Below are 20,492 nucleotides of genomic sequence, written 5' to 3' on the forward strand. Positions count from 1 at the left end.
CCCGGGTCACCCTGGTCGTCGCAGTCGAGCATGGTCGCGGCACCATAACCCAGGCCATGACCTGCGCGGGCGTCATGCCGTGGATGCCAGGATGTTCGCGGGGCCGGGCAGCGCGATTGAGAAAGCGTCGGTGACCCGGTCCAGCGCATTGGCCGCCGCCGGATCGATATCGGCGCGCTCGTCACCGACTGCGATGTCCCTGTCCAGAGTGAACCGCCCCTGCACGATGTGCGCGGCCCCCATGGAGCTCAGGACGGGGCGCAACGCATAGTCGATGGCCAGGACGTGGGCGGTGCTGCCGCCCGTGGCAAGGGGCAACACGGTCTTGCCGACGAGTGCGTACTGCGGGAGGAGATCGAGCAGGGCCTTCAGCAGACCGCTGTAGGCAGCCTGGTAGACGGGAGTGCCGATCACGACCCCGTCCGCGTGCTCGAACCGGGCCGCCGCCTCGACGATCGCCGGGTGGTGGAAGTCGGCGCCGAGAAAGCGCGCTGGCCGGCAGCGTCCGGACGTCCAAGGTGGCCACCTCGTGGCCGTGGCGCGTGAGTCGACTCGTCACATGGCGAAGCAGATGAGCCGTGCGTGAGACGGCGGACGGGCTTCCCGAGACGGACAGAATGGCGGCCATGAAGGACCCTCCAGGTTGGCGCGCGAGGTCACACCGCCCGTGCTCGTCCCGTGGGAACGGAGGAGGCGGGGGCAGGCGCTTCGGTGCGGACGGCGATCTGGACGTTCCCGCCCCGCCGCAGCGTGTTGTAGATGGGACAGCTGTCGGTGAAGAGCCCGGTCAAGGCCTCGGCCTCCTCCTGGGTGACTCCGCTCAGCCGCAGTTCGAGGCGGATGCAGGCATAGCGGGTGGGGTCCTCGGGATCGCGTTCGTAGCTGACCTGAGCCTGCCCGCCGGTCAGACCCGATTCCCGTTCCTGCGCGTGGAGTTGGATGTTGCTCAGGGAGCAGGACGCGAGCGATGCCAGCAACAGCTCCCCCGCCTGGACCGCCTCCCCCGGCCCGGTTCGCGCGTCGGAGACGAAGTGGTTGCCGCGTGCGGTCACCAGGAACCGGCCCGGGGTGTCCGTGCTTCGGCCGCTGATGCTCGTGGTCTGGCCTGCTGTCGTCATCGTCCGTGGTCTTCCCTTTGGTCGTCGAAGAGAGGCAGGGCGGGCGCGACTCGGGGATCGCGCCCCCACCGGTAGCGGGTCATACGCCGTGCCGGCGGCCGCGCCACGCTCCGGCCGCAGGGCGCTCCAGGCCCAGGTTGTCGCGCAGCGTCCTGCCTTCGTACTCGGTCCGGAACACACCCCGCCGCTGGAGTTCCGGCACCACCTGACGAACGAAGTCCTCGAAGGCGCCCGGCGTGTGGACGGCACCCAGGGTGAACCCGTCGCAGGCGCCTTCGGTGAACCATCGCTCCATGCCGTCGGCGACCTCGGCAGCGGTGCCGACGAAACTGCCCTCGACGCGGCCGCCGTAGCGCTTGCCCAGTTCCCGCAGCGTCAGGCCCTCGCGCCGAGTCATCTCCACGACCTCCTTGTAGTGGCCCTGGACACCGGGAACATCCACATCGGGCAGCGGCTCGTCGAGCGGGAGACCCGAGAGGTCGACGTCCAGGTGGTAGGACAGAGTCGACAGCCCCGCCAGCGGCGGTACCAGGTCGGCCAGTTCATCCGCGGACCGCTGTGCCGCCTCGGTGGTGGGGCCGATGACGGGGGTCGCCATCGGCAGGATCTTGACGTCCTCGGGGCGACGGCCATGGCGCTCGGCACGGCCCTTGATGTCATCGTAGAACTCACGGGCCGACTCGAGCGAGGCGTGGCTGCAGAAGATGACGTCCGACCAACGGGCCGCGAAGTCACGCCCCTTGGGCGAGGCGCCGGCCTGGATGATCACCGGGTAACCTTGTGGCGGACGCGCCACGTTGAGCGGGCCCCGGACACTGAACCACTCCCCCTCATGGTCGATGTGGCGAACGCGCTCGGGTTCGGCGAACAGCGGGGTGTCCGGGTCGAGGACGAGAGCGTCGTCCTCCCAGCTGTCCCAGAGCTTGCAGGCCACTTCGAGGAACTCATCGGCCCGCTCGTAGCGCTTGTCCCGGTCGATGTGACGACCGTTGCCGAAGTTGCGCGCTTCGGAGTCCTGGAAGGAAGTGACCACGTTCCAAGCAGCCCGGCCGCCGCTGATGTGATCGGTCGTGGCGAACGAACGTGCCACTGGGAAGGGTTCCAGATAACTGGTGGAGACGGTGGCGGCCAGGCCGATGTGGTCGGTGACGGCCGCGATCGATGCCAGGATGGGGGTGGGGTCCAGGCGCAGGGACCCGAGCGATCCGTACCGGAGCTGGCTGTCCATGCTGTTGCCGAGGCGGTCCGGTACGGACAGGATGTCCGCGAAGAACATCAGGTCGAACTTGCCCTCTTCGAGCACCCTGCCGATGTGTTGGTAATGGGACGCGGACAGCCAGTTCCGGTCGGCGCCCGGGTGGCGCCAGCCGCCGGGCCGACCGGGCCCCGCGGTCACGAAGGCGGCCAGATGCATGTGGTTCGTGTGGTTCCGGGAGCTGTTCATCGGGGTCTTTCTGCCTGAGAGTTACGCGGCCGTGGACTGTCCGAGATCGGTGCTGAGGTCACTTCCCCAGTTCGGCGGCGACCGTCTTCCTGATGGAATCGAAGCGGGTGTCCCGCAGGAACCCGGCCACATCGATCTTGGACGGGTAGACGCCCAGGGCGTGGAAGTTGTCGGCGAGATCCTGGGTGCTCTCGATCGCCTCGCCGTCGACCGCCGCGAGGGCATCGGCGTTCGAGTCGGACAGGAGCTTCTTGCGGGTCAGCTCCAGGTAGACGTCGCGCTCCACATCCGTCGAGCCGAAGCCGCCGATGCGGTCGAAGAACTCGACGCTCTTCTCGGGTGACCGGTTGATGCTGCGCTGCGCGTCACGGACGGCGCGCACGGTCTTCGCCACCGCTTCGGGATAGTCCTTCACAAACGACTCGCCGGCCACGTAGAAGCTGTAGTCGTACGTCTTGACGCCGGGCAGGCTGCGCGCCTTGTGCCGGGCCTTGGCCAGGCCGATCGCGGGCTGCCAGCTGATCCAGGCGTCGACCTTGCCGTTGGCGAACGCGGACTCCGCGTCCGCGGCGGGCAGGTTGACGTAGTCGATATCGTCCAGCCGCAATCCGGCGGTCTCCAGGTACTTGATGAGGCTGTAGGTGCCGGTCGTGCCCTTCTGGTCGGCGATCCGCTTGCCCTTGAGGTCTGCGGCGCCGCGGACGGCTGATCCGCGCGGCACGAGGATCTCGACCTCGGTGCCGGGCAGCGGGTAGGCGGCGAGCGGCACGATGGGGACGTCGCCGCCGACCGCGTAGGCGACGGCGGTGGCGGTGGCGAAGGAGAAGTCGACGCTTCCGGCCTTGAATGCCTCCATGACGGGCAGGGAGGCGGTGAACCCCGACGGCCAGGAGACGGTCGTGCCGCCGAGAGCCTTTCCGAGGTTCACGCCGTTCATCTTGTAGCGGAGGGTCGCGGGTATGCCGGTCTTGCCGCTTCCGATGACCGCGAAGCGGAGCTTTTGGGGCACTCCGTCCGCGAGCGGCTTGATCTCCGGTGCGCCTGTCTTGTCCGCACCGCAGGCCGCGAGGGCGGGGGTGAGGGCGGCGAGACCGCCAAGGGCGAGGAGTCCACGGCGTGAAAGCCCGTCGGCAGGAGTCGTGGGGGCGGCAGAGCGGGAGGTGATACGGCGGAGTCTGGGCATGGTGAGGTCCTTGGCATTCCGCGGGGACGCGGATAAAGGGGTACGGGGGTGGGCCGGGGACGGTCGGTCCGCAGCCGGTGTCCGGGCTGATTCAGGCGGCTTCGGTGCCGGCGGACGCGGGTTCGAGCAGGTCCTGGAGGATCTCCTCCTTCCAGGCCACGAGGCGCGGGTGCCCGCGCCGATCCCCGCGGGGAAGGTCGACCCTCAGGTCTCGTCCGATCGAGCCGGCCGCCAGGACCAGTACGCGGTCGGAGAGCACGAGCGCTTCCTCCACGTCATGGGTGACGAGCAGGACGGTGCGCGGCTGGTCCAGCCAGAGCCGTTCCACGAGTTGCTGCATTTTGATCCGGGTGATGGCGTCCAGGGCACCGAACGGCTCGTCCAGAAGCAGGAGTTCGGGGTGGTGCAGCAAGGCACGGGCGAGGGCGACTCGCTGCTTCTGTCCTCCGGACAGTTCGGTCGGCCAGGCGCGTCCTCGGCCGTCCAGGCCCACGGCCCGCAGCAGCGAACGTGCCTCGTGCCTGCGGCCGTTGACGCCCAGTCGGACGTTGTCCTCGACGCTGCGCCAGGGCAGCAGGCGGTCCTCCTGGAACATCATGCGGGCTGTGACGGGCCCCGGTCCGCTTCCGTGGAGGGTGACACTGCCTGTGCTCGGCTGCTCGAGGCCGGCGATGATCCGCAGCAGTGTGCTCTTGCCCACGCCGCTGGGGCCGAGGAAGGAGACGAAGGAGCCGGACTCGATCTCCAGGTCGAGGTTCCGCAGAATCCACCGGTCGCCGTACTGCCGACCCACTGAGTCAAGCGAAAGCCTGGCACCCGCCGAAGCTTGAGGACGCGTCACGGGGACGGGCGGCGGTAGTTGGGGTGCCATCGCAGGACCCTTCGTTCGATGAGCCGGGTGAGGAGATCGGCGAGCAGGCCGGCGCAGGCGTACAGCACGATGGCGAGCACGATCTGGTCGGTGCGGAGCATCTGGCGCGCGTCCTGGGCGAGGTAGCCGATTCCCTCATCGGCCGAGATGGTCTCGGCGATCACGAGCGTGATCCAGGCGACGCCCAGGGAGTAGCGGATGCCGGCCAGAATGGTGGGCATCGCGCCGGGAACCGCGATCTCCCGCACCAGGGCCCATCGCCCCAGTCCGTATGAGCGGCCGAGCTGGAGCAGTTTGGGGTCCACTCCGCGGATACCGGTGACGGTGTTCAGGTAGATGGGAAAGAACGTGCCCAGCGCCACGAGAAGAATCTTGGGCTCCTCGCCGATGCCGAACCACGCGATCATCAGCGGCACCAGGGCCAGGTGCGGGATGGTGCGGACCATCTGCAGTGAGCGGTCCAGAAGTATGTCCGCAATTTTGGACATGCCCACCAGAAACCCGAGCACGAGGCCGGTGACCGCTCCGAGCCCGAACCCCTGCGCGATGCGACACAGGCTGGCGAGGATGTGCCGCTGGAGTTCGCCGGTGGCGGCGAGATCGGAACCTGCCTGTACCACCACCTCGGGAGCGGGCAGGACGGAGGGCGAGAGGACGCCGATCCGAGCCGTGACCTGCCAGATCACGAGAGCCAGCAGCGGTACGGCCCAGGGGCCGACCGCACGACCGACGGCAGGTAGTCGGCTGACGATCCGGCGCAGGACAGGGGATCGGGACGAGGGTGGCACCGGCCCGCGCCCCGCTTCGGACCCGGTACTCTCCACCGGCTCGGAAGGGAGCGGACCCCCTTCTTTTGCGAACAGTTGCCGCTCGGGCATGGGTCTCCCTTCCAGGAGTGATCGCCTCGGTCCTCACCCGCACAGGAAGTCGACACAGGAGCCGAAAGAGCGTGAGGCCGTGGGAGGGTTCCCGCGCGCGGCGGGTGGCGTGAAGGACACATTGCCCGGGCTGAGCCAAAGGCGACGTGCTGGGGGAAACGCTCACGTGTGAGAGCCGGGCTCGCCAGACGTGAAGCTACGAAGTGATCAAGATCAGCGACAGCGCGCGCTGGAGCTGCGCATGAGGTCGATGTGCCGACGGCACGTCAACTCGGTCCGCCACGGGAAGGCGATCACGACGGCCAGGCGGGCAGGACGCCGCCGTGACTGGGCATCGCGATGCATCTGGAACTCCCCTGAACATGGAGGACGGCCGTCTGCCGTGCGCTCCGAGCCTTGCGGAGCACTTGTGGGGATCATAACGGCCGCTGCATTTACGTGCAAACATCTGTATACACTTGTATCGAGTGGTGGACTAGATGACAGGGAAGAGGACGTGACCGCTTCACAGGACGATGGACACACCATGAGCCACTACGCCCGCATCCGGCAGAGCATCGTCAACGGGCAGTCGGGACCGGGGACCGTACTGATCCCATCGGCTCTGAGCGCCGAGTACAACGTGTCGCGCACCCCGGTGCGGGAGGCCCTGATCAGGCTTGAGCAGGACGGGCTGGTCGAACAGGCGACTCGCGGCTACGTGGTCCGCACCCGTACCCCGGAGGAGATCCTGCAGATCTGCGAGGCACGCATCGCCCTTGAGTCGACGATCGCCCAAGCCGCCGCCATGCGACGGACGGAGCTCGACCTCGCCCGGCTCGTCCACGTCCACGAAAGCACGGCGGACACCACCGATCCCGCCGAACTGCGGGACCTCAACAGCGAGTGGCACGTGGCGCTGCGCGAGGCCGGGCACAACCCCACCATCGCCGAACTGATGGACCGTCTGGACGCCCAGTTGAAGACGTACGACGCACACACCTCTTCAGCCACCGATCTGCCCGACAACCTCGAGCAGATCCTCACGGAGCACGCCGGGATCCTGGAGGCGGTACGACACCGCGACGCGTCCGCCGCGCGCGACCTCATGATCGCGCACCAGAGCCGCACCCGTGACCTGCGCCTCGGCGCGCTGGCCCGGTCGGCGCGAGGCACGTCATAGTGAAGGCGGTGACTGTCGCCCCTGCTGTTTGAACGTTCTCCGCCGATGGGAGTGGACCATGCCCGCGATTACCCCTGGCCGGCCGGGTGGGCGGGCCTCGGGCAGGACGCAAGCGGCGGCTCCGCGGGTGCGGATGCTGGGGACAACCAGTGCATCGTCAGGCCCGGGGCGCGGCGGCGGCTACTCGGAAAGCCTGCTCGAGGTCTCCGCCCTCGGCTCGGTGGAGTCCGTCACCGTCGGCACGGGCGGCGCGGCGGGCAACGGCAACTCCCCGGGCGGCGCAGGCGGTTCGTCCAGCTTCGGCGGGCTGGTGACGGCACGGCGGGTTCGCTCGGAGCACGGAGGGGCCCTGGAACAGCGTCCCGCGGGTTCGGCGGCGGCGTGAGGCCGATGCCGCGTGGGAGCACAGGCTGACGCCATCAGGGCAGCGGTCCGGGCCCCGCAGGACGCCATCGAGCGGTTACGGATCAGCACTGAGCGCCGCAAGGCCCGCGCCCGCGTGGAACATGTTGTCGTCCGGATGCAGAATTCAGCCTCGCTCGGGCCGCCCGATCGGCTTCTGCGACACGCTTCAGTCGAAGTTCACAAGCACTTCTCCCAGGTTGTCGGCGATGGCGGTGTGCGGTGCGGCCTCGAGCTGCTCCCTCTCGTGTGCTCCGCCGAGGACTCCAATGACGTGTCCGGCTCCGGAGCGCGTGCCGGCGAGCAGGTCGTTGGCTGTGTCGCCGGCGACGAGGACGCGCTGCACCGCGTCGATCCCGAGGCCGATGACCGCGGCGAGGATCAGGTCGGGGTAGGGGCGGCCACGGAGTGTTCCGGACTGGGCAACGGTGAGGTCGACAAGGTCGCGCCAACCGAGCGTGTCGAGGAGCGCGTCCTGGACCGCGGCGTCGAAGCCGGTCATGAGACAGGTCTTGACTCCGCGTTCTCGCAAGGCGACGAGGACTTCCTCGGCGCCGTCTCTGGCGGGCAGCTCACCGGCCAGCACGGCCTTGAGCATGAGGTCCACGAAGTTCTGGTGGGCTTGGGCAGCCTTGTACGGATCGGGGGCCAAACGGTTGAACATGTCTGTCTTCGCCATGCCGCGCAAGGGCCGGAGCGTTTCCGGGGTGATCGCGTCGAGACCTGCGAGCGACAGGGCTTTGTCCACCGCCCGTTCGACGATGCCGTTGTCGGCGATGGTGGTGCCGGCCATGTCGAGAACGGCCAGGTCGATCACTGGGGAGTGGTCGTGGTGGGGCACTTGTGTGTGTTCCTTTTACAGGGAGTGTTCGATCGTGGTGTCGGCCATCACGTCGAGTGCTTTGGTCGATGCTTGGGGACGGCGGACCGCGATGCCGACGAAGAGTGCGTCGACGATCCCCAGGTGGGCGAGACGGCTGGCCATCGCTTCGAGGCGGAAGCCGTATTCGGGTCCTCCCGCGATCAGCGCGGCGTCCACGACGCGGGTCAGGGGGGAGTTGGTGAAGCTGGTGATGGCGACGGTGAAGGCGCCTGCCGCCCGCGCCGCCTCCGCGGCCTGCAGCGACTCGCGGCTTGCACCGGTGTGGCTGACGACAAGGCATACACAGGACTCGTCGAGGTGCCGTGCGGCCAGGTGCTGGGCCATGACGTCGGTGGGAAACATCGCGACGAGGCCGAGTGCGGAGAGCCGGTAGGCGGCGTCGTGGGCCGGCGCCGCGGAGGTGCCGTTGCCGACGACGAGGACGCGGCCGGCCGCGGCGATGCGGTCGATGGTGAGTGACAGCGACTGGGGGTCGACGGTCTGTGCAGCGTCGACCAGGGCCCTGCCGCTGCGACGCAGGACGCGGTCGAGGATGTCGCCGGCCGGTGTCCGGCCGTCGATTCCCTCTTCGTGGGCGAGTTCCTGCTCCTGCTCGTCCTGCTGGGCGAGGTCGCGTGTGATGGCGAGCTTGACGTCCTGGTAGCCCCGGTACCCGATGCGCTGGCAGGCACGGACCGCCGAGGACTGTGCGACGCCGGCCCTCTGGGCGAGCTCGGTCACCGAGCCGCGCACTACCGCTTCGGGATCGCTGAGAATCAGCTCGATGAACCGCTTGTCCGTCGCGCCCAGGCCGGGCAGCGCGGCTTGGGCACGCGTGACGAATTCGCCGCTCACCAGGGACGACTTGGCCGCAACCACGGAACCTCACTTCGCTCGCCATGCACGGATCGACTGTTGATGCGAGCAGGACCCTAGCACAGGATGGATCATCCATCCTGGCTTCCAAACCGTATCTGGATAGTTCATCCTTCGGTAACCCCAGCTTGGTTCGCGCGCCACCCCCGACTCCGAGCCTGACACCACCGACGCGGGTCGGCAGGTGTTCGAACGCCCCTGCGCCGAGCAGCCGCACGGGACGGCGACACCGACCCGAAGTGACCCCAAGGGCACGGAGAGTCACACAGCTTCCAGGTGGCCCGTCGGGCCCATCGACATCGGCGCAGCACTCAGACCCCGCACACCAGGGGCCTTGCGTCCGCCGCCTCCAGGCGGCCGATCAACTCCGGAAACGAGGAACAACCCCGTGATCACCCTGTCGCCGACCGCCGCCTTGCGCCAACGCGCCGCGAGACTGCGCCGTGAGGGCGTCCAAGTCTTCGACTTCTCGGCAGGCGAACTCGATCTGCCGACCCCCGCCCACATCGTCACCGCGGCCATCGACGCCGCGCGCAGGCCGGAGAACCATCACTACGGGCCGACCGGCGGCGAAACCCGCCTGCGTCAGGCGATCGCCGACCGGCTCATCCCAAGGACCACGACACCCCTCGACGACTCCAACGTACTGGTCACCCATGGTGCGAAACAGGCGTTGTTCAACACGTTCACGGCGCTGCTCGAGCCCGGAGACGAGGTCCTGATACCAGCGCCGTACTGGGTGACCTTCCCGTCCTCGGTCCAGCTGGCGGGCGGCAGTCCGGTGATCGTCCAGCCGGCCGCCGGCGAGCTGAAGATCACCCCGGACAACCTGGAGGCGGCTCGGACCCCGTCCACCCGCGCGATGGTGCTGTGCTCGCCGAACAACCCGACGGGACTGGTCTACGACGCGTCGGAGCTGCGCGCACTCCTCACGTGGGCGGCGAAGCACGGCGTCTGGATCGTCTCGGACGAGACCTACGTCGATCTCGGCTTCCGGCCCATCCCCGCACCGGGCCAGGTCGAGCCCGGGGTGAGTGACCGACTCATCACGGTCGGCAGTGTGTCCAAGTCCTACGCCATGACGGGCTGGCGGGTGGGCTGGATGTCGGGCCCGAAGCAGGTCATCGACGCGGCTGCCGCCGTCCAGTCCCACACCACCTCGAACGTCAGCCGCATCGCGCAGACGGCCGCTCTGGCCGCCCTCACCGGACCGGATGTGACGGCCGGATTCCGGGCGATCCTCGGCGACCGGCTGAAGGCGTGCCAAGTCGTGCTGGAACCTCTCGGGCTGTTTCGGACGCCTCCCGACGGCGCGTTCTACGTCTTCCCCGACATCCGCGGGTTCGCTCCGGACGACGTCACCGTGGCAGACCGCCTCCTGGACTCCGGCGTCATCACGGTGCCCGGTGCTTCATTCGGGGCTCCCGGGCATCTGCGGCTGAGCTTCGCCATCGCGGAGGAACACCTGCGCTGCGGGCTGTCGACCATGGCCGAACTCCTGGACGGCTGGGCCGGTTGATGTGCTCGCCCGACCATCCACTGAGCCGATCCCGTCAGCGCCACGGGCCCGCAGCATGGCGTCGGGAAACCGGCAGGGCCGCTTCGACGTGCTCTTCCCCCGCCTCAAGCAGCTTGGGCCGGCAGCAGGCGATGGTCGCCCACACCGTGTTCCACCACTCCCTCTGCCTGCGAGCTCCCCGAACTCACCGCTGAATCGGAGACGTCATCATGACCGCTGCCACTGACGGCAAAGCGGCGCTCGCACCACCAGGCAGCGGTGCCGGGCAGTCCAGACCCCCCAAGATCGTCCCCGTCCGGCACCCCGGCCGATGGGTGGCCGTGGCCGTCGCCCTCGTCCTGGTGGCGCAGTTGGCGCACGCCCTGGCCACCAACCCCGGCCTGGAATGGACGACTTTCCGGCAGTACTTCTTCGACCCGAGCGTTCTGCACGGCGTATGGCTGACCATCGAGCTCACCTTCTACGCCGCGTTGGCGGGCTTCGTGGGCGGCATGGTGCTGGCCTTCATGCGGCTCTCCCCCAACCCCCTGCTGCGGGTGACCGCCTACGGCTACGTCTGGATCGTGCGCTCCGTGCCGCTGCTGGTGCAGGTGCTCTTCTGGTTCAACATCTCCTACCTGTACTCGCGTCTGAGCATCGGGGTGCCGTTCGGTCCGGAGTTCTTCTCCTTCAGCACCACCAATCTGGTCAGCTCGGTGAGTGCGGCCGTCATCGCGCTCTCGGTCAACGAGGCCGCCTTCGCCTCGGAGATCGTCCGTGCGGGGGTGCTGTCCGTCAGCCACGGTCAGCTGGAGGCCGCCGCCGCGCTGGGGATCCCCAAGCGCCGTCAGCTCATGCGCATCGTACTGCCGCAAGCCATGCGGACCATCGCGCCGAACGCGGCCAACCAGTTGATCTCGCTGTTCAAGAACACCTCGATCGTCTCCGTGATGGCGATCATGGAGCTCTTCTACACCGTCCAGGTCATCTACGGACGCACTTCCCGCATCGTGCCCATGCTGCTCGTCGCCACCACCTGGTACGTCCTGCTGACCACCCTCCTCTCGATCTTCCAGTACTACGTCGAGCGGCGCTTCGCCAAGGGCACGACGCGGGCGCTGCCACCGACCCCCGTCGAGCGGGTGCGCCTCGCCATCCGCAACCTCCGCGCGGCTGCCGCGGATGAAGGGACCCCGCGGTGACCACGACATCGCCTTCCGCCGGCCGCCGTTCCCGCGAGGCCGCGGCCGAAACCGCCCGGGTGGTCGTCGACCTACGCGGCGTCCATAAGAACTACGGCCTGGTCGAGGTACTCAAGGGCGTCGACCTCCAGGTCCGCGTCGGCGAGGTGACCGTTGTGCTGGGCCCATCCGGATCCGGCAAGTCCACCCTGCTGCGCTGCATCAACCACCTGGAGAAGGTCAAGCGCGGCACCGTCTCCATCGACGGCGAACTGATCGGCTACCGGCGGGTCGGCGACAGGCTGCACGAGCTGCGCGAGCGCGAGGTGCTGCGTCAGCGCACCCACATCGGCTTCGTCTTCCAGAACTTCAATCTCTTCCCGCATCTCACAGTGGAGGACAACCTGGTCGAGGCACCCGTCTCCGCCCTGGGGGTGCCGCGTGCCCGGGCCCAGGAGCGCGCCGAGCGGCTGCTGGAGCGGGTCGGCCTGCGCGACAAGGCGACCGCTTACCCCGGGCAGCTGTCCGGCGGCCAGCAGCAGCGCATCGCCATCGCTCGCGCGCTCGCCCTGGAACCCAAGGTGCTGCTCTTCGACGAGCCCACCTCCGCCCTCGACCCTGAGCTGGTCGGCGAGGTGCTGGATGTGATCAAGGATCTGGCACGCGCCGGCACCACCATGATCGTCGTCACCCATGAGATCGGCTTCGCCCGTGAGGTCGCCGACACCGTGGTCTTCATGGACGACGGCCGGATCGTCGAGCAGGGGACACCGGCCGACGTGCTCGACTCCCCCCGGCACGAGCGCACCCGCACCTTCCTCTCCAAGGTCCTCTGACCCCACTTCTTCCGAAAGACAGGACCACCATGTCCGTACTCCCCCGCCCCAAGCTCGCCGCTCTCACCCTGGCCATCGCCGCCGCGCTCACCCTGAGCGCCTGCGGCGGCCCCACCAAGGACGCGTCCGGACCGGCGTCCAAGGAGCGCTTCAACACCGGCCCCGACCAGAACCGCTACTCGGCACCCAAGGTCGCCTCCATCGCCGCTGAAGTGCCCGCGGCCATCCGGTCCCGGGGCACCCTCGAAATCGGCAACTCCAAGGGGAGCACCGCACCGCTCACCTTCTTCGCCACGGACAACAAGACCCTCATCGGCGTGGAAACGGACATGGCGTACGCGATCGCCTCGGTGTTCGGCCTCAAGGCGCACTACACCCCGGTCTCCTTCGAGCAGGTCTTCGTCGGTCTGGACAGCGGCAAGTACGACGTCGGCGTCACCAACATCACCGTCACCGAACTGCGCAAGCAGAAGTACGACATGGCCACCTACCGCAAGGACGCGCAGGCGTTCGAGGCCAAGAAGGGCGCGACGTGGCACGTCACCGGCCCCAAGGACGTGGCGGGCAGGACCATCGCCGTGCCCACCGGGACCAGTGAGGAGAAGGCCCTGCTGGACTGGAGCGCCCAGAACGTCAAGGCGGGCCGCAAGGCCGTCGACGTGAAGTACTACCAGGACGAATCGGCTTGCTACCTGGCCCTCCAGTCCGGCCAGATCGACGCCTATCTCCATCCCAACCCCGAGGCCCAGTACCACGCCAGGACGTCCGGCCAGACCCAGGTCGTCGGCGACATCATCGGAGCCGGGAAGAACCTGGAGGGCCTGATCGCCGCGACCACCAAGAAGGACAACGGCCTCGGCAAGCCGCTCAACGACGCGATCAACTACCTGATCAAGAAGGGCGTCTACAGGAAGATCCTGGCGCGCTGGGATCTCACCAGCGACGCGGTGAGCACCTCGCGGCTCAACCCGCCCGGCCTGCCGATCGAGAAAAAGTGAGCGCCCGAACACGGAACGTCGGACCCGGACCCCTCCCAGGCCCGGGTCAGCCCTCATGGACAGAGCCTCGATCGGAGAACGCGGAATGGTGAGCACGCTCCTCGTCGTCGTCGACGGACTACGGGCGACCGATGTGCGGAAGATGCCGTTCCTCACGCAACTTGCACACCGCGGCGTGTCGTACCGGCAAGCACGCTCGGTCGCACCGTCGCTGACCCGCCCCGCCGCGGCGTCCCTCGCCAGCGGAGCGCCCCCCGGCGTCACCGGAATTCCGGGCAACCGCCTCTGGGCCGACGGACACCTCATCGACACCGGCCGCCCCGACCACCTGGTGGAGCTGCTCCGCTCCCTGCGGGGTGATCGGCTGCTACCCGTGCCGGCTCTGGGTGAACACCTCGCCGACCACGGGCACAAGCTCGTCGCCGTCGGAACGGGTTCGAACGGCTGCACACTGCTGCTCAATCCGGGAGCGGTCGACGGGCACGGGGCCGCGATAGGCGCGCGTCCGTTCGGTCATGATGCCTTCTACGCGCGGCCCGAGAGTGTCCGGCGCCGTCTCGCGGGCAGTCTCCCCCAGGCCGCGGACGGTCCGTTCCCCGAATTGGACTGGGCAACCGACCTGATCGTCGACTACGTCATTCCGGAGCTGGCGCCGGATGTCCTCGTCCTGTGGTCGGGCGAGCTGGACGACGTGCAACACGCCAACGGCGTCGATGGCCCGGCCGGGGACGATGCCCTCTCCGAGATCGACCGCCGACTGCGTCGGCTGATCGACCGGGTCCGTGAGCAGACACCGCACACCGACGTCATCGTGACGGCCGACCACGGCTTCTCGAACGCGACGCACACGGTCGACGTGGCCGACATCGAGTCACTGATTCCGCCGTCGCTCACCGATGCCGTGCAACTGGTCGACAACGCCCCGGGCACCGACACCCACAGCGTCGGCGCGCTGGTACGGCTGATGCTCGGGGCCACCCCCGCCCAGGTAGCACCCGCCCTGGCCCCGCCGGCCGAACGAGCGGCGAGCACTGGATCGTGGTCCACGGACGGCACATCCTCAGACGCTCCACACCGGCACCGCCGACCGGTGACGATCCGGCCCAGCTCGCGACACTGGGCACCGCCCTTGGCACGCCGTACCTGTACATCGACGGCCTCAGTCTGAGAGCGCTGATCCCCAGCGCACCGGACACCCGGCCCAGCGCCCCCGCACAGGCCGCCGACCTGGGGTGGATCCTCGGCTTCAGCGCGCCCGCGGCCGCCCCCGACCTGCCACGAGCCGACCGCCAGGCCGAGCGCGCCCGGCAGCGCGCGATCGCCGCCGATACCCCGCCGTCGTGCACTCCCCCGACCCGTTCAGCCTTGATGCGATCGTCGCGCCCGCCGACGCCCAAGAGCTCGCCCGGACCCGCTTCGCCCCGCTGGACCAGGCCGGCTCACCGGGCGCCACGGTCCTCCTGGACACCCTGCGAACCTGGCTGAACCTGCGCGGCAGCTGGGACCGCGCCGCGGCAGCCCTGCGGGTGCACCGCAACACCGTGCGCCACCGCCTCGCTCGGGTCGCCGAACTCCTCGACGTCGACCTGCGGGACCCGGGCGTCCGCAGGGAACTCTGGTTCGCCCTGCACTGGCCGCCCGACGAGCATCGCACGCATCCTTGACCGGCGACGAGGCACGCCCGGCCCTGGCCGCGCAGAGCCTCACGGTGAAGGAGTACATATCAACGACGGCGTCTGCGCCGCGCCCTTCTCGGGGGCCCAGCCAGATCCTGGACCGGGTCGGCCGGGCTGTCAGCGGTAGAGGAGGTAGTGGCGGCGGACGCGGCGGAACGCCGCCAGCTCACTCCCCCAGGCCGCCGCCACCTCGTCCGCCCCAGCTCCCCCGTCGATCATCGTGCGGACCCGCGTGCTGCCCGTCAGCCGGTCGATGCTGTAGTCGGGCCGCCAGGCGAAGTCGCTCCATACGCGCTTCGCGGTCACCAGTAGCGCCACTCCCGTGTGTATGGGGTCGTACACGTCGCGGTCGTGGACGTGGATCTGCACGCCGCCCACCGTCGTTCCCTGGAACTTCGAGAAGGTGGGGGCGAAGTACGCCTCACGGAACTCCACCCCGGGCAGGTCGAGGGCGTTCGCGGCCTCGGCCCACCGGGCGTCGATGCCCTCGGCCCCGAGCAGTTCGAAGGGACGGGTCGTGCCGCGCCCCTCCGACAGGTTGGTGCCCTCGAAGAGGCACGTCCCGGAGTAGACGAGGGCGGTGTCGGGAGTCGGCATGTTCGGGCTCGGAGGCACCCAGGGCAGACCGGAGACGTCATGGAAATCCGAGCGCCGCCATCCGGTCATGGGCACCGTCTCCAAGTGCACCGGGGTCCGCAGGAACTCGCCGTTGAAGAGCCGTGCCAGCTCCGCGACCGTCATGCCGTGTGCCTGGGCGATGGGCTGCCGGCCGACGAACGACGCGAACTCCTTGTGCAGCACGGGGCCGAGCGCGCCGCGTCCCGTCATCGGGTTGGGCCGGTCCAGGACCACGACGCGCTTGCCCGCGAGCTGTGCGGCCTCCATGCAGTCGTAGAGCGTCCAGATGTACGTGTAGAAGCGCGCGCCCACGTCCTGGATGTCGAACACCACGGTGTCGACGCCGGAGGCGGTGAAGATGTCGGCCAGCGGCCGGCCGTTTTTGAGATAGGTGTCGTACACCGGCAGGCCCGTCGCCGGGTCGTCGTAGCGGCCCTCCGAGCCGCCCGCCTGCGCGGTTCCGCGGAAACCGTGCTCGGGTCCGAAGACGGCGACCAGGTTCACGTGGTCGTCCGCATGCATCACGTCGACGATGTGGCGTACGTCGCGGGTCACGCCCGTCGGGTTGGTGACGATGCCGACACGTTGGCCGTGGAGCGGTGCGTATCCGCCCTCGGCCAGGCGTTCGAAGCCGGTACGCAGCCGGTGGCCGTTGCCCCGAGCCGCGGCGGCCGGTGCGGCGGCGGCCGCGCCCGTGACCGTCAGGGCCCCCGCGGCGGAGCCGGCGGCCAGCAGATTCCGTCGGGACAAGTTCATGGTGTGACCTCCGTGGGGATCAGGCGGTGGCTTCGTCGAGGAGTTCCAGCACATGCCGGTAGGGGTGGCCTGTGGCGCGGGTCATGCCCATCTCACAGGTGCGGTTGCAGGAGGCGTACGCGTCGTATGTTCCGGCTGTGATCTCGGCGGCCTGGGCCGCGGTGGCGGCCGCTGTGACCTCCGGGTGGAGCAGACCACGGTCCCCGGCGAAGGCACAGCAGCCCCAGTTGTCGGGGACGGTGACCTCGTCGCCGACCGCCGCCGCCAGGGTGCGCAAGGCGCTCTCGATGCCCAGGTGCACGGTGGAGCAGGTGGGGTGCAGGGCGAGGGTGCGCAGGCGGCGGGGTTCGGGCAGGGCGGGGAGCAGGTGGTCGGCGGTGAAGACGACGCTGTCGACGAACTTCAGCGAGGCGAAACGGGCGCGGTCGGATTCCGGGAGTGCGTCGGGCAGTTGCTCCAGGCCGTGGGTGCAGGAGGAAGCATCGCAGACCACGGGGAGCATGCCGTGGCCACTCGCCTCCCACAGCGCCTCCAGGGTGCGGGAGGCCATGGTCCGGTATCCGGTGGTGTAGCCCTTGGACTGCCAGGGAGTGCCGCAGCACAGTCCGGCCAGCTCACCGGGCACGGTGATGGGAACGCCCGCCCGCTCGCACAACCGCAGGAAGGCGGCAGCCGAGCCCGCCGCCCCACCGGGAGCTGCCTCGGGAGCGAAGACGCTGCCGATGCATGCGGCGAAGAACACCGCACGTGGCTCTGCCGGGCGCCGCGGAGCAGGACGGGCCGGGCCACCGCGGGGGATGTCGTCCGCCCAGGCGGGGACCAGTTCCCCCGCCCCGAGCCGGCGGGCCGCACCGGTGGCGGCGCGCAGTGCGGGGGCGGGCAGAGCGTGGGCGGTGTTCAGCGCGGCGCGTACGCCCTTGACCGCGGTCGCCCAGTGCCGGGCGGCGGCGTTCCCGGCGCGTTGTGCGGCGGCGCCGTGGCGTTCGGCGCGCAGGCGTTTCATGACCGCGCCGGTGTCGATGGCGACCGGGCAGGCTGTGACGCACAGGCCATCAGCCGCGCAGCTGTCGACAGCCGCGTAGGTGTAGTCGGTTTCCAGGGCGCGGCGGCGTTCCTCGTCGCCGGCAACAGTGGCCAGCGCGATCTCCCGCTGGAGGGCGATGCGCTGACGAGGCGTCGTGGTGGCATCCGCTGTGGGGCAGACGGGCTCGCAGTAGCCGCACTCGACGCAGGAGTCGAGTGCGGGATCGACCTGCGGGACACTCTTGAGGTTGCGCAGGTGGGCGGCCGGATCGTCCTCCAGGATCACGCCCGGGTTGAGCACGCCGTGCGGGTCGCACAGCCGCTTCAGCTCACGCATGATGGCATACAGTTCGTCGCCGTACTGGCGGCGGACGAAGGGGGCCATGGCGCGGCCGGTGCCGTGCTCGGCCTTCAGCGTGCCCCCGGCGTCCAGGACGAGGTCGACCATATTGTCGGTGAACCGGGCGTAGCGCTCGATCTCCCGGGCGGAGTCGAAGTCCTGGGTGAGCATGAAGTGAAGGTTGCCGTCGCGAGCGTGGCCGAAGGTCACCGCGTCCTGGTAGCCGTGCCGGTCGAAGAGTCCGATAAGTCCCTCACAGGTGCGGGTCAGCCGTTCCATCGGCACCGCGATGTCCTCCAGGAGCGCTGTGGTTCCGGGACGGCGCGCACCCGCGACCGCGGTGTACAGACCCTTGCGCAGGTGCCAGAGCCGGGCTCTGACGCGCGGGTCGCGGACGAGCGAGGTACCGGTGACGGCGGGCAGGCGCTCCAGGACCGGCCGCGCGGCCGCCACCGTCTCCTGAAGCAGTTCGGCGCTGTCCTCGGCGAACTCGACCAGCAGGGCCGCCTGCCGCTCCACGCGCAAACCGTGCAGTGCGTCGACCGGATTCGGGGACCGCTGCGCCACACGCAGTGATGCGGCGTCGAGGAGTTCGGCGGTGCGGACGCCGGCGGCCAGCAGCGCCGGCAGGGCGTCGGTGGCCTCGGCGAGGCCGGGCAGTACCAGCAGGCCGGTGGCGGTGTGCGGCAGCAGGGGGACGGTACGGAAGACCGCCTCCCCTACGAAGGCGAGGGTGCCCTCGCTGCCGATCATGAGGTGGGCGAGGATGTCGGCCGGATTACTGTGGTCCAAGAACGAGTTGAGCCCGTAGCCCAGGGTGTTCTTCATCGAGAACAGCCGCTCGATGACGGCGCGGGAGACGGCGGAGGCGCGAATGCGGTCGCGCAGCCGCAGGAGTCCCGCGTGCAGTTCGGGCTCGCGGGCGCGCAGTGCCTCGTCGGCGTCGGGGGCCGCGGTGTCGATCACGGTCCCGGACGGCAGCACGAACCGCAGGGACTCCATGGTGCGGTAGGCGTTGTCCTGCGTGCCGCAGTTCATGCCGCTGGAGTTGTTGGCGACCAGGCCGCCGATGGTGCAGGCGGACTCGCTTGCCGGGTCGGGGCCGAGCCGACGCCCGTACCGGGCGAGCCGCGCATTGGCCTGGCGCACCGTCAGGCCCGGTTGCAGCCGGATGCGCAGTCCCTCGTCGAGGACCTCCGCGCTGCGCCAGTGGCTGCGGACGTCCACGAGGATGCCGTCGCCGCTCGCCTGCCCGGCCAGGCTGGTGCCGCCCGAGCGCAGTGTGAGCGGCAGCCCGGCGGCGCCGGCCCCGGCCATCAGGGCGCCCACCTCGGCCGCCGACGCGGCGCGCACGACGGCGCGCGGCGTGAACAGGTACGGCGAGGCGTCGTGGGCAGCCGCGACCCTGCGCGGCACATCGGTCGTCACCCTGGACGGGTCGCTGACGCACGCGGCCAGGAGTCGGGCCAGGCGGGCGTCCCCTTCCGGGACAGGCGGCGCGGGGACGGTCGTGGTGGAGGGGGTCATGGGTCCTCGATGCCGGGATGGGGGTCAGTGCGTGATGCGCAGCAGGCGTGGCGGCTGTGCGGCGGGTTCGCACAGGCGCAACGGCAGCAGGCCGGGCGTGATGCTGCCGAGGAGCGTTGGGCAGCGGGCTCCGGTGCCCGAGGGAAACGTACCGGGCAGGCCGTTGACGGTGAGGAAGCCCAGCACGGCGAAGGCCAGGGCCTCCTTGGCGTCGGCGGGCAGGCCCAGTGCGTCGCTGGGGCGGACCGGCACGCCCGGTAGTTCCTCGGCGGTCATGCGCATCAGCACCGGGTTGCGGGCGCCGCCGCCGGAGACGACGAGTTCGGTGACCCCGTGAGCGCGGCAGGCGTCCGCGACGGTGACGGCGGTGAGCCGGGTCAGGGTGGCCAGGACGTCCTCGGGGCGAGGCGTGGGCACGGCGTCGAGGGCCCTTTGTAGATAGGGCAGGTGGAAGTGCTCCTTGCCGGTGCTCTTGGGCGCGGGCCTGCGGTAGTAGGGGTCGTTCAGCAGGAAGGCGAGCAGGTCGGGATCGGCTCGGCCCACGGCGGCCCTGCGGCCGTCCTCGTCGTAGGCGGCGGCGCCCGCGGTGAAGTGCCGTACGGCGGAGTCCAGAAGGGCGTTCGCCGGTCCCGTGTCGAAGGCCAGAGGGTCGGTGCCGGGGGCGACGACGGTGATGTTGGCGATACCGCCCAGGTTGAGTGCGGCGGGGGTGCCGGGCAGGGCACGTAGGAGCAGTGTGTCGGTCATGGCGACCAGTGGGGCACCCTGACCGCCGGCGGCGACGTCCCGGCTGCGCAGGTCGCAGACGACGGGAAGGCCGGTCGCTTCGGCGATCCAGGCCGGCTGGCCGAGTTGGAGGGTGCCGCGGACGGTGCCGTTCTCCACCCAGTGGTGCATGGTCTGACCGTGCGAGACCACCAGGTCCGCGGTGCCGTCGCACAGTTCGTGCAGGGCGTGTCGGGCGGCGTCGGCGAAGGCCTGGCCGATGCCGGTGTCCAGTGCGCAGACGGCCCGGATGGTGGTCGCCGCCGGCGGGAGGGTGTCGGCGATCAGGTCGCGCAGGTCGCCGGGGTAGGGCCGGGAGAGATGACCGAGAGGCCGCAGGCACAGAACGTCGCCGTCCAGGGTGAGGTCGGCTGCGGCGGCTTCGATGGCGTCGTAGGAGGTGCCCGACATGAGGCCGATCACGCGCACGGTGCCTCCTGGCCCACGTTCCGCCGCGCGGGCGGGGTCGACTGCGGTT

General features: G+C 69.7%; 18 protein-coding genes and 1 pseudogene. 8 read left to right on the plus strand and 11 right to left on the minus strand.

Annotated elements, in window-relative coordinates; genetic code table 11:
- Nucleotides 1–72: 72 nt before the first annotated feature.
- The 6 genes and pseudogenes from ssuE to CGL27_RS00370 form a co-directional block, all read right to left on the minus strand.
- Nucleotides 73–628 (minus strand): annotated as a pseudogene (ssuE, locus tag CGL27_RS00345) (NADPH-dependent FMN reductase).
- 28 nt (nucleotides 629–656) lie between these two features.
- Nucleotides 657–1,118, minus strand: coding sequence for an OsmC family protein (locus tag CGL27_RS00350; protein WP_119983738.1), 462 nt, complete (start codon nucleotides 1,116–1,118; stop codon nucleotides 657–659).
- A gap of 79 nt (nucleotides 1,119–1,197) precedes the next feature.
- Nucleotides 1,198–2,562: an LLM class flavin-dependent oxidoreductase gene (locus CGL27_RS00355; protein ID WP_205587567.1), complete on the minus strand. Its 1,365-nt coding sequence runs from the start codon at nucleotides 2,560–2,562 to the stop codon at nucleotides 1,198–1,200.
- A gap of 58 nt (nucleotides 2,563–2,620) precedes the next feature.
- Nucleotides 2,621–3,745, minus strand: a complete 1,125-nt coding sequence (locus tag CGL27_RS00360) for an NrtA/SsuA/CpmA family ABC transporter substrate-binding protein (RefSeq protein WP_119983739.1) — start codon at nucleotides 3,743–3,745, stop codon at nucleotides 2,621–2,623.
- 91 nt (nucleotides 3,746–3,836) lie between these two features.
- A complete protein-coding gene (locus CGL27_RS00365; protein WP_205587568.1) occupies nucleotides 3,837–4,538 on the minus strand; it encodes an ABC transporter ATP-binding protein in 702 nt (233 codons plus the stop codon).
- Nucleotides 4,539–4,582: 44 nt separating this feature from the next.
- A complete protein-coding gene (locus CGL27_RS00370; RefSeq protein ID WP_205587569.1) occupies nucleotides 4,583–5,404 on the minus strand; it encodes an ABC transporter permease subunit in 822 nt (273 codons plus the stop codon).
- A gap of 586 nt (nucleotides 5,405–5,990) precedes the next feature.
- Here CGL27_RS00370 and CGL27_RS00375 point away from each other — a divergent pair.
- Nucleotides 5,991–6,656 (plus strand): GntR family transcriptional regulator, encoded by a 666-nt coding sequence (locus CGL27_RS00375; RefSeq protein ID WP_205587570.1) that lies wholly within the window; start codon nucleotides 5,991–5,993, stop codon nucleotides 6,654–6,656.
- 133 nt (nucleotides 6,657–6,789) lie between these two features.
- Complete coding sequence (locus tag CGL27_RS00380) at nucleotides 6,790–7,041, plus strand: hypothetical protein (RefSeq protein ID WP_119983742.1); 252 nt, start codon at nucleotides 6,790–6,792, stop codon at nucleotides 7,039–7,041.
- A gap of 186 nt (nucleotides 7,042–7,227) precedes the next feature.
- Here the strand turns inward: CGL27_RS00380 and CGL27_RS00385 are convergent, their stop codons facing one another.
- Complete coding sequence (locus CGL27_RS00385; RefSeq protein ID WP_119983743.1) at nucleotides 7,228–7,875, minus strand: HAD family hydrolase; 648 nt, start codon at nucleotides 7,873–7,875, stop codon at nucleotides 7,228–7,230.
- Nucleotides 7,876–7,914: 39 nt separating this feature from the next.
- Nucleotides 7,915–8,799 (minus strand): MurR/RpiR family transcriptional regulator, encoded by an 885-nt coding sequence (locus tag CGL27_RS00390; protein ID WP_119983744.1) that lies wholly within the window; start codon nucleotides 8,797–8,799, stop codon nucleotides 7,915–7,917.
- A 385-nt stretch (nucleotides 8,800–9,184) separates the two neighbouring features.
- On the opposite strand from CGL27_RS00390, the gene CGL27_RS00395 reads away from it, so the two are divergent.
- The 6 genes from CGL27_RS00395 (at nucleotide 9,185) to CGL27_RS00420 (ending at nucleotide 14,973) form a co-directional block, all read left to right on the plus strand.
- A complete protein-coding gene (locus CGL27_RS00395; protein ID WP_162952820.1) occupies nucleotides 9,185–10,315 on the plus strand; it encodes an aminotransferase class I/II-fold pyridoxal phosphate-dependent enzyme in 1,131 nt (376 codons plus the stop codon).
- 209 nt (nucleotides 10,316–10,524) lie between these two features.
- Nucleotides 10,525–11,496, plus strand: coding sequence for an amino acid ABC transporter permease (locus tag CGL27_RS00400; protein WP_119983746.1), 972 nt, complete (start codon nucleotides 10,525–10,527; stop codon nucleotides 11,494–11,496).
- A 59-nt stretch (nucleotides 11,497–11,555) separates the two neighbouring features.
- Nucleotides 11,556–12,311 (plus strand): amino acid ABC transporter ATP-binding protein, encoded by a 756-nt coding sequence (locus CGL27_RS00405; RefSeq protein ID WP_119994174.1) that lies wholly within the window; start codon nucleotides 11,556–11,558, stop codon nucleotides 12,309–12,311.
- 29 nt (nucleotides 12,312–12,340) lie between these two features.
- Entirely contained in the window at nucleotides 12,341–13,309 is a 969-nt protein-coding gene (locus tag CGL27_RS00410; RefSeq protein WP_119983747.1) for an ABC transporter substrate-binding protein, read from the plus strand.
- Between the two features lie 85 nt (nucleotides 13,310–13,394).
- Nucleotides 13,395–14,477, plus strand: coding sequence for an alkaline phosphatase family protein (locus CGL27_RS00415; RefSeq protein WP_162952821.1), 1,083 nt, complete (start codon nucleotides 13,395–13,397; stop codon nucleotides 14,475–14,477).
- Nucleotides 14,478–14,649: 172 nt separating this feature from the next.
- Nucleotides 14,650–14,973: a helix-turn-helix domain-containing protein gene (locus CGL27_RS00420; RefSeq protein WP_240450282.1), complete on the plus strand. Its 324-nt coding sequence runs from the start codon at nucleotides 14,650–14,652 to the stop codon at nucleotides 14,971–14,973.
- 129 nt (nucleotides 14,974–15,102) lie between these two features.
- Here CGL27_RS00420 and CGL27_RS00425 read toward each other — a convergent pair whose 3' ends face one another.
- The 3 genes from CGL27_RS00425 to CGL27_RS00435 are packed head-to-tail and all read right to left on the minus strand — an operon-like array spanning nucleotide 15,103 to nucleotide 20,443.
- A complete protein-coding gene (locus CGL27_RS00425) occupies nucleotides 15,103–16,359 on the minus strand; it encodes a DUF1343 domain-containing protein (RefSeq protein WP_119983750.1) in 1,257 nt (418 codons plus the stop codon).
- Nucleotides 16,360–16,378: 19 nt separating this feature from the next.
- Nucleotides 16,379–19,249, minus strand: a complete 2,871-nt coding sequence (locus CGL27_RS00430; protein ID WP_119983751.1) for an FAD-binding and (Fe-S)-binding domain-containing protein — start codon at nucleotides 19,247–19,249, stop codon at nucleotides 16,379–16,381.
- A gap of 24 nt (nucleotides 19,250–19,273) precedes the next feature.
- Nucleotides 19,274–20,443, minus strand: a complete 1,170-nt coding sequence (locus CGL27_RS00435) for an anhydro-N-acetylmuramic acid kinase (RefSeq protein ID WP_119983752.1) — start codon at nucleotides 20,441–20,443, stop codon at nucleotides 19,274–19,276.
- Nucleotides 20,444–20,492: the final 49 nt, after the last annotated feature.

Source organism: Streptomyces sp. 11-1-2, from assembly GCF_003595545.1.
GTDB lineage: Bacteria > Actinomycetota > Actinomycetes > Streptomycetales > Streptomycetaceae > Streptomyces > Streptomyces hygroscopicus_B.

Coding starts and splice junctions, on each gene's coding strand:
- CGL27_RS00350 (WP_119983738.1), bottom strand. CDS start 1,118: ATGACGACAGCAGGCCAGACCACGAGCATCAGCGGCCGAAGCACGGAC.
- CGL27_RS00355 (WP_205587567.1), bottom strand. CDS start 2,562: ATGAACAGCTCCCGGAACCACACGAACCACATGCATCTGGCCGCCTTC.
- CGL27_RS00360 (WP_119983739.1), bottom strand. CDS start 3,745: ATGCCCAGACTCCGCCGTATCACCTCCCGCTCTGCCGCCCCCACGACT.
- CGL27_RS00380 (WP_119983742.1), top strand. CDS start 6,790: ATGCTGGGGACAACCAGTGCATCGTCAGGCCCGGGGCGCGGCGGCGGC.
- CGL27_RS00400 (WP_119983746.1), top strand. CDS start 10,525: ATGACCGCTGCCACTGACGGCAAAGCGGCGCTCGCACCACCAGGCAGC.
- CGL27_RS00410 (WP_119983747.1), top strand. CDS start 12,341: ATGTCCGTACTCCCCCGCCCCAAGCTCGCCGCTCTCACCCTGGCCATC.
- CGL27_RS00415 (WP_162952821.1), top strand. CDS start 13,395: ATGGTGAGCACGCTCCTCGTCGTCGTCGACGGACTACGGGCGACCGAT.
- CGL27_RS00425 (WP_119983750.1), bottom strand. CDS start 16,359: ATGAACTTGTCCCGACGGAATCTGCTGGCCGCCGGCTCCGCCGCGGGG.
- CGL27_RS00430 (WP_119983751.1), bottom strand. CDS start 19,249: ATGACCCCCTCCACCACGACCGTCCCCGCGCCGCCTGTCCCGGAAGGG.